The sequence below is a fragment of the Pseudoalteromonas sp. CST2 genome, from assembly GCF_028599385.1.
Taxonomy (GTDB): domain Bacteria; phylum Pseudomonadota; class Gammaproteobacteria; order Enterobacterales; family Alteromonadaceae; genus Pseudoalteromonas; species Pseudoalteromonas atlantica.
On sequence record NZ_JAQREO010000001.1, the window covers coordinates 384,673 to 397,237 of the forward strand.

The 12,565-nt window shown below is 42.1% G+C and carries 8 protein-coding genes; 6 read left to right on the top strand and 2 right to left on the bottom strand.

Annotated elements, in window-relative coordinates; translation table 11 throughout:
- Window positions 1-60: 60 nt before the first annotated feature.
- Window positions 61-3,159, bottom strand: coding sequence for a beta-galactosidase (locus PSH41_RS01770; RefSeq protein ID WP_273588705.1), 3,099 nt, complete (start codon window positions 3,157-3,159; stop codon window positions 61-63).
- A gap of 112 nt (window positions 3,160-3,271) precedes the next feature.
- Between PSH41_RS01770 and PSH41_RS01775 the strand changes: the two genes are divergently transcribed.
- From PSH41_RS01775 to PSH41_RS01795, 5 genes are all read left to right on the top strand, one after another.
- Window positions 3,272-4,090 carry an AraC family transcriptional regulator gene (locus tag PSH41_RS01775; protein WP_273588706.1) on the top strand — a complete coding sequence of 273 codons (819 nt, stop codon included), beginning with the start codon at window positions 3,272-3,274 and terminating at the stop codon, window positions 4,088-4,090.
- 80 nt (window positions 4,091-4,170) lie between these two features.
- Window positions 4,171-4,479 carry a hypothetical protein gene (locus PSH41_RS01780; RefSeq protein ID WP_273588707.1) on the top strand — a complete coding sequence of 103 codons (309 nt, stop codon included), beginning with the start codon at window positions 4,171-4,173 and terminating at the stop codon, window positions 4,477-4,479.
- Window positions 4,480-4,627: 148 nt separating this feature from the next.
- Entirely contained in the window at window positions 4,628-5,890 is a 1,263-nt protein-coding gene (locus PSH41_RS01785; protein ID WP_273588708.1) for a TolC family protein, read from the top strand.
- Window positions 5,887-7,146, top strand: coding sequence for an efflux RND transporter periplasmic adaptor subunit (locus PSH41_RS01790; RefSeq protein WP_273588709.1), 1,260 nt, complete (start codon window positions 5,887-5,889; stop codon window positions 7,144-7,146). Before PSH41_RS01785 ends, PSH41_RS01790 begins: the two co-directional genes overlap by 4 nt.
- A gap of 8 nt (window positions 7,147-7,154) precedes the next feature.
- Window positions 7,155-10,289: an efflux RND transporter permease subunit gene (locus PSH41_RS01795; RefSeq protein ID WP_273588710.1), complete on the top strand. Its 3,135-nt coding sequence runs from the start codon at window positions 7,155-7,157 to the stop codon at window positions 10,287-10,289.
- A 74-nt stretch (window positions 10,290-10,363) separates the two neighbouring features.
- Here the strand turns inward: PSH41_RS01795 and PSH41_RS01800 are convergent, their stop codons facing one another.
- Complete coding sequence (locus PSH41_RS01800; RefSeq protein WP_273588711.1) at window positions 10,364-11,599, bottom strand: TMEM143 family protein; 1,236 nt, start codon at window positions 11,597-11,599, stop codon at window positions 10,364-10,366.
- A 190-nt stretch (window positions 11,600-11,789) separates the two neighbouring features.
- On the opposite strand from PSH41_RS01800, the gene PSH41_RS01805 reads away from it, so the two are divergent.
- Window positions 11,790-12,374 carry a YqaA family protein gene (locus tag PSH41_RS01805; RefSeq protein ID WP_029772950.1) on the top strand — a complete coding sequence of 195 codons (585 nt, stop codon included), beginning with the start codon at window positions 11,790-11,792 and terminating at the stop codon, window positions 12,372-12,374.
- Window positions 12,375-12,565 lie beyond the last annotated feature (191 nt).

Sequence of the window (12,565 nt, forward strand, 5' to 3'; positions counted from 1 at the left end):
TTCAGTATTAAAAAATAGCGGCTAAATTAGCCGCTATTTTTGTATGGGTTAAGCGCTGTTTTATTTAGCACTAAATTTTAAAGAGTAGTTGTATTGCTTTTGCTCTAGTAAATACTCTTTATGGGTACTTGGGCTCCAGGAGTCATCGCCGCCAACACCCATATGTTGATGGTCAATATGTACATGTAAGCAATCATCAGCGACTAGCTCATTGGTGTGCTTTGCTTGCGTTAACATGCTTTGTGAGTACTCGCTGGCGGCAAATAAAAACGCACCAGTTATGTTTAGGTTATTAATGCAAAGTAATTGGCACTCACTACGTACGCCATTATCGGTTGGGAATATATACGGAGTATGTAGCTCATTATATTGTGCACTGTAATACCCTAAGCGCGCAGCCGCTTTACGATCTGGGTAGTTTTCAAATGGGCCTAAACCAAGCCAATTTACTTGTGTATCGCTTGGTTTATTAAGCGTTGTGCTTAACCCTATGCGTGGCATGGGAGGGAGAGTATCGCTTAGTTGTACATCAACATTTAAGTTAATTTCACCGGTATTATTAAGTGTATAAAGCCAAGTTGTTTTTGCTTGTACTGCGCCATTAAATTCATAACTAAATACACAGGTAATACGTATATCTACTTTTGATTGCACTACTTCAAACGAGCGGCATGTACGCTGCCACTGCCCAATACCTGCTCTTAACCAGCGTGCTTCCCATGCGTTAGGGTCTAGGTTGTCTACTTCGCTTACGCCTATGTCGTTATCAAGCGGGGCGCGGTAAAAATTATCAACCAATGGGCTTTTAATAACTTGGGTTTGATTGTGCAGCCATTGCTCAATAAGGCCTGATTGGCTATTAAACACAAGTTTAAAGGTATCGCCTTCAATGCTTAGCTGTGTGTTGGTTTCGCTAATATTTAGTGCGCCGTGCGTTGAGGCGTTTGTTAACGCAGGCGAAAATGCATCAGCGCTTAAACTTTGGCTATTTATAAGCTTAAATTGCTCGGTGTTTAATACATGCTCGGCATTTGCAAAGCTTGAGTCGTTAATCAGTGCAACATCTAAATTAAGGTGATATTGCGCACCTGCTTTAAACACCGTTTTTGTATTAATAGTTAGCGTTTGCGTACTTTGTGGAGAAATATTAATAACTTGCTCGCCTTGCTCTACACATTGGCCATTTTCTATTAACTGCCAAATAAGCTTTTCGTTATCGGTTGCTCTAAATACATAATCGCTAAATACATCAACGGTGTATTGGTTTTGAGTTTGCTCTCGCAGCGTAAATTGTAAATGTTGCTGACTGTATTTAGCTTCAAACAGGCTTGGGTGCGGTGTACGGTCTGGAAATAATAAGCCGTTTATACAAAATTGGCGGTCGTTTAGCTCATCACCAAAGTCGCCACCGTAAGCCCAATAATGCTTACCGTTTTCATCAGTTTTAGATAAACCTTGGTCTACCCAATCCCAAATAAAGCCGCCTTGCAAACGCGGGTATTCTCTAAATGCTTGCCAGTAATCGTCAAAGCTACCTAGGCTGTTACCCATTGCATGGGCGTACTCACATAAAATAAGTGGGCGCGTTTCACCCGGTAGGCTTAACCATTTTTTAATAGAGTATTTAGGTACGGCGTCGTCGGCAACATGGGTATCTACACGGGCATACATAGGGCAAATAATATCGGTTGCTGTGGTATTTGCGCCGCCACCTTCGTATTGCACTGGGCGCGATGGGTCAAAGCTTTTAGACCAGCCATACATAGCATCGTGATTTGCACCGTGCCCGCACTCATTTCCCAATGACCAAATAATAATAGAGGGATGATTTTTATCGCGCTCAACCATTTGCGTATAGCGCGACATAAATGCGCCAGCCCACTGCGGATCGCTGGCAAGCTTACCCATAGGAAACATACCGTGAGTTTCTATATTGGCTTCGTCTACTACGTATAAACCTAGCTCGTCACACAGCTCGTAAAAACGAGGGTGGTTAGGGTAGTGAGCGGTACGTACAGCATTAAAGTTATTTTGCTTCATCAGCTTAATATCTTCAATCATGTCAGTGGTACTCACCGTGTGGCCGTTTTCTGGGTGGTGTTCGTGGCGGTTAACACCGCGAATAAGTAGCGGTTTGCCGTTTAAGCAAAGCTGCCCGTTAAGCATTTCTACTTTTCTAAAGCCAATGTTGTAGGCTTCTACATCTACAGTGTTGCCTTGCTCATCTAGTAAGCTTACAACACAGCGGTATAAGGTCGGGGTTTCAGCGGTCCACTTTTTAGGGTTTTGTATATCAATTGTTTGAAATACGACATCGCTCCAACCGCCTTTTTCATCAACGCGTTTATTGTTAGTGCTTTGTATGTGTGGCTCACACAGTGCTTGTTCACCATCAAAAACCTGTACTGCTACTTGGTAGTTATATGGCGCATCAATTGCGGTTTTTATATGTAGCGCTGCATCGCGGTAGCAGGCGTCTAAATCTGGGGTTATAAATACATCGCGTATTTGATGTTGTGGTTTAGTGAGTAAATTAACATCGCGAAATATGCCGCTTAGCCACCACATGTCCTGATCTTCTAAGTAACTGCCATCGCTCCAGCGAATAACCATAACCGCAATGCGATTAGTGCCTGCAATTAACAGCTCGCTTAAATCAAATTCGCTGGGTAAGCGGCTATCTTGCGAGTAGCCCACCCATTGACCATTACACCAAAGATGAAACGCCGAGTTTACGCCTTCAAAAATAATATGGTTACGCTGAGCTAATTGATCCGCCGTAACAGTAAACTCAGTGCGGTAGCAACCTGTTGGGTTATCGCTTGGTACAAATGGCGGGTTTACTGCAAAGGGGTATTTAACATTACAGTAAATAGGTTTATCAAAGCCGTGTAGTTGCCAGTTAGAAGGCACTGGAATACTTTGCCAGTCGCTGGCGAGTGTTTCACTTAGTAATGACTCATCAACCGCTTCGGGTTTATCAAATAATTTAAAATCCCACTGGCCGTTTAAACTTTGTTTTTGTGATTGTGTGTTGGTACGGGCATGGTCAACGCTTTTAAAACCATTAAGTGGGCTGTGCGCTTTTACTTGATTAACTTGCACCGAAATTGGGTTTTCCCAATCGCGGCGGTTAATTATGTGCTGTAGTGAGTTCATTCGTGTCCTATTGCATGTGTGGCAATTATAATGGCTTAAATATAGCTAAAATAATGCGTTGCGGTTATGCTTAAAGCTCTCTTTTATTTATCCAAAACTATCATTTTAAATTATGCGCAACACCATTGTAGATGTACTCGATATTGGCCCAGAGTGTACAGAGCGGTTTATTGATTTAAACACGCTTTCGCAAATGCCAAGCCTTGAAATAGAGCTGGCAGGTTGCTCAAATTTATTGGGTGACTATTGTGTTGCACGTACTAACCCGCTTGAACACACTCTTTTTTATACTTTGGCTGGCCAGGGCTCGCTAAAAACCATTAATAACCAATATACACTTGCCGAAAATAGCTTAGCTATATTGCCTGCAAGGCAAAGTTTTGAGGTTAAAATAGCGAGCGAAAAATGGGATGTGATTTGGCTAAACCTTGCAAATACTAAGCGCTGGCAACATTTAAACTTAGCGCAGGCTAAAGTATTAACTAATCAGCAGTTAGCGCCATTACATTTAGCGATGGAGCTTTTATACAGCGAGGCAAACGCTACTTTGCGCGAAGGCGTAATGCCTATTTTAAGCCACTATTTAAACACTACGCTTCAAAGCGAGCCGCAAATAGGCTCACACAACAGATTAACCAGCTTGTTTTTAGAAGTAGAAGAGCGCCTGCAGTTTGATTGGACAATAGAGGCTATGTGCGAACAAGTACATTACTCAGCACCGCATTTACATAGGTTATGCCAAGCGCAATTTGGTAAAAGCCCAATGCAGCAGCTTATTTACCTACGTATTAAACGGGCTAAAAACTTGCTACTAAATACCCGCTGGCCTGTTGCCCATATTGCCGCTTATGTGGGGTATCCTAATATATTTAATTTTTCTAAACGGTTTAAAAAATCAGTGGGCGTGTCACCAAGTGAATTTAGAAAATAACGTGGGCGGCTCTCTACATTTGAATAAATTTAAGGTATTGTGCGGTTTCTTAAATTGCATTTTATAGTTTTAGGTAATGGATGCGCTCAAACTACTTTTTAGTCGTGATACTTCTTGTGCTTGTACACAGCTTTATTAGCTGTGATGCTGCCGCGTATCATTTACAAGAAGAAGTCGATCATGCTTCGCACATTCAGTCTGTGGCCGATACAGACGATGAAGACGCGCAACCACCTACCGAAATTCATGCCCATCAGCATTGCCACTGTGGCTACTACAGTACACTAAATCACTCTATAAACCCTGAGCAAAGCCAAGCAACGCAGCCTGCTTGCTACAATGGTTTAAATTACCCACCAGATGTTCCGCCACCCAATTTTTATAGCTAGTTTTTAATTTTAAACACTTTGTATATAACTGCCTGCGCCTGTGCGCTACAAGGCTGATTATGTACATATTTAGGTTGCTTAATCGCGCTTGTTTTTAAAATAGGCATAGTGATTAAGCCAACTCTGTTTGTTAAAACGGATATGCTATATGAACAAAAAACTACTTATGCTGGTGGCGCTACTGTGTGCATTACCAACACTGAGCGCTTTGGCAAAAAGCGAGCCTCAAAACGTATTAACGCTAAAGCAGGCGCTTAAAAATACCGAGCAGCAAAACTTACAGCTTAAACGCTACCCGTACCATCAAAAAATATTAACCGCGCTTAAAAGCCAAGCCGCGCTTTCACCTAACCCTGAGCTGAGCTTTGAAGCTGAAAACTTTTTAGGAACTCATGGCTCTCATGCGTTTTCGGGGGCGCAGTACACGCTGGCTTTAAGCCAGTTAATTGAGCTTGGCGATAAACGCCAAAATCGTATTAATTACGCTACTGCAAATATAAAAGCGCAAACAATTGAGTATAAAAATACTCGGTTAGCACTTTTAGCAACCACCGCTGAGCGTTATTACCAAGTATTAAAATTTCAGGCGTTAATTGCACTAAACAGTGAGCGTAAAAACACTGTTAAGCAGGCACTCAACGCAATTGAAAAACGCGCTAAAGCCGGTGCGGTCTCAAGTGCTGATGTAACCCGCATGCGTTATGCATTAAGCCAAGTAGATTTAAACACGGCCATGCTACAAAGTGAATTTGAGCGCTCTCGCTTAGCACTCAATGAGCTTTGGCAAGAGGAGCAAGTGAGTGATTACTATGCGGCAGATTTATCAAAAATAGCTGCTATTAAAAGTGAGGCAGCGTTACTTGATATGGTAAATACAGCGCCTGAGTTTGCACTGCTACAGCAGCAATATATGCAACAAACTGCCAACTTAGCACTGCAACGCTCTAGCGGTCAAAGTGATTTAACCCTTGGTGGTGGTGTGCGTTACAACCAGCAAACTGATGCCAGCTCGTTAGTGTTTTCGTTTTCAATGCCGCTGCAATTAAGTAACGCTAATGGCGGTAATATTGAGGCTGCGCAGCATCAGCTTACGCTTCTTGACGAGCAACAAGGGCAATTACGTATACAGTTACGTAAGCAAATACGCACGCTCTATGCGTATTACCAAGGTAAAGCGGCGCAAGCACAGCTTTTAACACAGCGCGTTATTCCACAAGCGCAAACGCTTATAAAGCAAAGTTTAAAAAGCTATCAACAAGGGCAAATATCGGTATTGCAATTACTCGACGCACAGCAAGCTTTATTTGATTCTAAACGCGCACTTATCATAACGCATAGCGAGCTATACCAAGTGCTCCTTACCCTTGAGCGTTTAACTGGCCAACCTTTAATTGAGACTCATCAATCATGAATAAAACTCTTATCGCATTATTAATTACGCAATTACTTACACTCCCATTTTTAAGTAGCACGGCTATGGCATCTGATGACAATCACGAAGAAAGTCATGATGATAGTCACGAACAAGGCCATAAAGGCGAACACACACAAAAAGGCCCACACGGCGGCTTTTTACTAACCAATAACGCCCTTGATTTAGAGCTTAAATTAACCCAGTTTGCCGGTAATACTGAGCTGCGAATATATGGGTTTAATAACAATAAAGCCGTTGATATAAACCAGTTAGAGGTAACCATAAACGTGCAGCGTTTAAGTGAAGCGCCACAGCTTATTCGCTTTAAAGCTGAAGATGACTATTTAGTAAGTACCGTGAGCGTAAACGAGCCGCATTCTTTTAAGCTTGATGTAATGGCTCGCTATAAAGGCGCTGAAATAAATTATCATTATGAGCAAGAAGAAGGGCGCACAACGCTAAGCGAGAAAGCAATTGAACGCGCTGGTATTAAAACTGACATTGCAAAAGCAGGTAGCGTTGAGCTAACCGATACTCTATTTGGTGTTATAGCGCCCACTGCGCAGAGCACTGTTGAAGTAATGGCGCCTTATACCGGGTTAGTTAACGATATTTTTGTAAGCATTGGTCAAAACGTTAAAAAAGGCGATAAGCTTGCCAGCATAACCAACCGCGAAACCCTACAAAATTACACCATAAAAAGTCCAATTACAGGCGTTATTACCGAGCAATATTTAAAGCGCGGCGAGCTTGCCAGTAGCGCGCTAATGCAAATAGTAAACCTTGAAACCGTATGGGTCGAGCTGTCGGCCTTTCCCGATAACATTGAAAAGCTCGCCATAGGGCAAAGCGCTACAGTGTATGATTTACATCATCATTTAAATGCCCAAGGTGAGGTGTTTTACATAGCCCCAATGATGAGTGGCGGGCATATTGCGCGTGCGCGAATCGAGCTTAAAAACCCTGATGGCCATTGGCGACCTGGTATGCATGTTAATAGTGATATTAGCATTGCAAAAATAGATGCGGCTGTACGCGTTAAAGCGATTGCTATTCAGGAATTTAACGGCAAACCTAGCGTGTTTATAAAAAGTGGCAATGTGTTTGAAGTACGCCCAGTAAAACTTGGTGCTAAAAATAGCCAGTGGGTAGAAGTACTCGAAGGGCTTTCGCCAACCAGTGAGTATGTAACTGAGAATAGTTATGTAATTAAAGCCGATATTTTAAAAAGCGGCGCAAGTCACTCTCACTAGGAGGCAACATGATTAACTGGATAGTTTCGTTTGCGGTTAAGCGCCGCATGATGGTGCTTGCACTCACACTTTTATTTGCTGGGTTTGGTGTATACAACACACAAAATTTAGCCGTTGATGCCGTACCCGATATAACTAATGTGCAAGTGCAAATAAATACCAAAGCGCCGGGCTTTACCCCGCTTGAAGCCGAGCAGCGCATTACATATTTGATTGAAACTGCAATGGCGGGTATTCCTAAGCTTGATTACACCCGCTCAATTTCGCGTTATGGGCTTTCGCAAGTTACCGTTATTTTTAATGAAGGCACCGATATTTACTGGGCGCGCCAGCAAATATCAGAGCGCATTCAAAGTATTCGATCAGATTTACCAGCCAATATTGAACCAAACTTAGGGCCAATTGCCAGCGGGCTAGGGGAGATTTTTACTTATTCTGTGCATGCAAATAACGGTGCATTAAAAGACGATGGTACGCCATTTAATGCAGAAGATTTACGTACCCTGCAAGATTGGGTTATTCGCCCGCAGCTATTAAAAGTAAAAGGCGTTACCGAAATAAACAGCCAAGGGGGTTTTGAGCGCCAGTACCAAGTAGCGCCCATGCCTGAAAAGCTACTCGCTTATAAGCTCACACTAAGTGATGTAATTACGGCACTTAAATTAAATAACAGTAACCAAGGCGCAGGATTTATAGAGCGTTTTGATGGGCAATACTTAGTGCGCTCGCCAGGGCAATTAAAAACCTTTGATGATATAGCCAATACCGTGGTTGCTAAGCGCGATGATGCACCAGTACGCATTAAAGATGTAGCAAATGTGCGTCTAGGTAAAGAGCTCAGAACCGGCGCTGCTACTTATAACGGTAAAGAAACCGTGCTCGGCACCGCCATGATGCTCATTGGTGAAAACAGCCGCGTAGTGGCAAAAGCCATGGCTGATAAACTCAAAGATGTACAGCTAAGCTTGCCTGAAGGTGTTGTGGTTGAGGCTGTTTATGACCGTACAACCCTAGTTGATAAAACCATAGACACTGTAAAAACCAACCTGTTTGAAGGCGCGGTGCTGGTGGTTGTTATTTTACTGCTACTACTGGGTAATGTAACTGGCGCATTAATTACGGCCATGGTTATTCCGCTTAGTATGTTATTTGCCATCACCGGTATGGTAGGTAATAGGGTGTCGGGTAACTTAATGAGCCTAGGCGCAATCGACTTTGGTTTAATTGTTGATGGCGCTGTAATTGTAGTTGAAAACTGTTTAAGGCAACTTGGCCTTGCGCAACATAAGCATGGCAGGCTACTTACACTAAACGAGCGTTTAAATGTTGTAAACGCCGCCACTAAAGAAGTGTTTAGCCCAGCAGTATTTGGCATTTTAATTATTATGCTGGTGTATTTACCGCTGTTTGCATTAAGTGGTGTTGAGGGCAAAATGTTTCAGCCAATGGCGTTTACAGTGGTTGCTGCATTAGTTGGCGCACTTATTTTTGCAGTAACTTTTGTACCTGCCGCCATTGCGGTATTTGTACGTGGCAAGGTGAGTGAAAGCGAAAATGCGGTTATGCGCGGAATTAAAAAAGGCTATAAACCGCTACTTGGCTTATCGCTTAAATTACCGTGGATGATGGTTAGTATTGCGGGTGTGCTTGTAATTGCGCTTGGCTTTAAAGTTAAAAATATGGGGGCTGAATTTTTACCGCAGCTTGATGAGGGTGATATCGCTATGCATGCGCTGCGCATTACCGGAACCGGTATTGAGCAATCGGTAAAAATGCAAAAAGAGCTTGAGCAAGCCATTTTAGCTAAGCCGGAGGTGGCAAAAGTATTTTCAAAAATTGGTACTCCCGATGTAGCAAACGATCCTATGCCACCTAACGTTGCCGACACCTTTTTAATGTTAAAACCTCGCGATCAATGGCCAAATCCTGCTTTAAGCAAAGAAGAACTGGTTAAGCAAATTCGTCATTTAGTTAATGAAGTACCCGGTAATAACTATGAGTTTACCCAACCAATAGAAATGCGCTTTAACGAGCTAATTGCTGGCGTGCGCGCCGATGTGGCTGTGCGTATTTATGGCGATGATTTATCAACATTAAAACAGTTCGGAGAGAAAGCCACAGTCTTGGTACAAAGCATTACTGGTGCAACCGATGTACGCCTTGAGCAAATGGAAGGCCTGCCTACGCTTTCGGTTACGCCGCTTCGCGACCACATGGCGCTGCTAGGTTTAACAGTAACCGATATACAGCAAAGTGTAAGTGCTGCTATAGGTGGTGTGCAAACTGGGCTAATTTATGAAGGCGACAAACGCTTTTCGTTATTAGTGCGTTTAGATGAGCGTTGGTCGAGCGATATAACACAGCTTGCGCGTTTGCCTGTAGCTGTGCCAAAAAGTGCTAATCCCGACCTTGCATTTGTACCGCTGGGCGAAGTTGCAAATATTAGTATTAATAAAGGACCTAATCAAATCAACCGCGAAAGCGGTAAGCGTAATGTTGTAGTAACTGCAAATGTAGAAGGGCGCGATTTAGCAAGCTTTGTAAGCGACGCGCAAGCCGCTTTAAATTCGCAGCTTAATTTACCTAGTGGTTATTGGATTGAATACGGCGGCACGTTTGAACAACTAGAATCGGCAAGTAAGCGGCTATCGCTGGTGGTACCGGTTACTTTATTACTTATATTTGGCCTGCTTTATAGCGCGTTTAATTCACTTCGTGATTCGTTAATTATATTTAGCGGCGTACCACTTGCCCTTAGTGGTGGTGTGCTTGCGTTACTGCTACGCGATATGCCGTTATCAATATCGGCAGGTGTGGGGTTTATCGCGCTAAGTGGTGTAGCGGTATTAAATGGCGTGGTTATGCTGTCGTTTATTAAGCAATTAAGAGCTGATGGGCTTAGTTTGATAGATGCAATACAAACCGGTGCACTTTCGCGCTTGCGCCCAGTACTAATGACGGCTTTAGTAGCAAGCTTAGGGTTTATTCCTATGGCGCTAAATACAGGTACTGGCGCTGAGCTACAAAGACCACTGGCAACCGTGGTAGTTGGCGGTATTATTTCATCAACTCTACTTACGCTATTAATATTGCCTGCGCTTTATAAATTAGTGCATGCAAAATTTAACAAGCAACTTAGTTAGTTGCAGCTCAAAATACAACGTAAAAAGCAGCTGAAGTTTCAGCTGCTTTTTTGTTGTTAAGTAAACTTTGAACATTAATTATATTGAAACAGGTTATCCCAGCGCTCATCCAAAATGGTTTTGGCATGATCTAAATTTATTGCACTATACAAATTGTTAGTGCAGGTTACTAAACGCATCCGAGTGAGCTTTTCAAGCGCATCGCTAATTTCAAAGTCGAGTTCGCACTTATACTTTGTTTTAAACCACGCCTCTATTTGCTCATCCAGCATTTGTGCGCTTAGGCCACTTTCTGATTTTAGTAAAAATGTATAGGCAAGCAGGGCTTCTTTTATGTCTTCTTCTTCGGCGGCGTCTATAAGGGTATGAAAAACACCAGCATTGTTATCTAGGTTTTTAAAATAGAGGTTATCGCTTAGCGCTTTCATAAATTTAATTTTACGGTTTTTAAATTTACTCCACTCTTTAAAAATAAAGCTGCCAAAAACCCCCATACCAATAGCAAAGGTAATAAAGTGTTGTTGGGTCATTTCTACGGCCTCACTTCTAAAGCCACCCCAAAAAGCAAACAAAGCAAATAATAATAAAATTGATGCGCCAAGCTTAGTGATTAATACCACAGCACCGCCTACTAAAGCCGATGAGCCAATAATCACTTTATCAATAGGGCGCATGCGTACTTCGCTATTCGGAAATAGCATTTCAAGGTCGGCTTTGGGTACATTTTGAAACAGCTTAACTATGGTAGAGCTTGGTTCAAACCCTAAAGGCGTTTTATTTTTAGCCTCAAAGTAGGCTTTATCTTTAAAGCGAATAAACACTGCAACGCGGTCGTAATTGGTAAAGTGCAGGGGCTTTTTACGCAAGCCCCAAAAGCTGGTTATGGTTTCAGTGAGTTGGGATTCGCCACGGCGGTAAAAAACCACTTCTTCAAAGTCGTCAAACTCTACCTCAAGGCGTACTTTAAATAGTGACTCTTCGTTGAGTGCATCTTGCAGGTCTTGATGGGTGATCACTTCAAAGTTAGCTGCATTAAGTACCTTAGCAAAATCTTTAGCAAATTCGCGTTGGCACTGCGCTTTTTGATCAGCTGATACTGGCGCTAAAGATCGCGTATCGCTATTGGGATCAAAGGGCGCGTAGTTATTTTTGAGCGACTCAAGTGTTGAATGGTATTCGTAATGGATAAGGCTTGCTAATAAATCGCAAAATTGTTTAAACGATGTTTGCTCTGAGTTGTTTGTGAGCTCAGCGCTGCACATATCAACAATATCTTGTTTTCTAAAGGGAATAAAACGTGCACTTTGCATAAATTTTAACTGCTTTGATAGGTATTTAACTGCATTGGCACATAATAAAATATTCTTATAAATATTGCTAATTTGTTAACAGTTATGTGGCTGTTAAATCTTTAACTGTTTTCAGCGTGTATTAACGTAAATATGTAAGAATTAACCCATTGAGCAACGGCTTATCATCACAAGCAAAAAAAGGATTTACATGGCTATTCAAAAAAAACTAAAAGAAAAAACACGGCACTTTATAGATTCTAAACATATGCTAACAGGCATTACCGTAGCGTCGTTTTTAGAATCTACAATAGTCCCTATTCCGCTTGAAGCAGTGCTTGTGCCTCTTATGCAAGCACGTCGTGAAAAGCTTTGGTTAATAGCGCTTATGGCTACAGTTGGGTGCGTGATTGGTGCTTTATTTGGTTATGCGCTGGGTTATTACCTATTTGACGCTATAGGTGACTGGGTTATTGAAATGTTTTCAAGCCAAGAGCAATTTGAAAATGTTAAGCAGCAAATGCAAAGCCAAGGTTTTTGGTTTGTAATGACGCTGGGCATTGTGCCCATTCCGTTTCAAATTGCGATGCTTGCCGCTGGGGCTACAAAATACTCTATTGGTTTGTTTTTATTAGCCTCTGGTATTGCTCGTTCAATTCGCTATTTTAGTTTAGCTGTTGTTGTATATTACGCAGGTAATAAAGCCGAGCAAATAATCAGTAAACATAAAACTAAAGCGATGATTGCTATTACTATTTTAATATTGGCTTTATGGGGCCTTAGCACCTTAATATAGTTTTATACTTAGTTGTTATAAGTAAGCTGCTCAGCACGACTAAAACTGTGTGGGCACATAATGCAAATGTGGGTTTGTAGCTTTGCATTGTATTTGTGTCTGCTTTGCTCAACCCTTTTTATTCAAGGTGGTGAAATAACCCAGCAAGTACAGGGTAAGGTAACCTTTTATAACGGTTTTTTCTGGTGTGC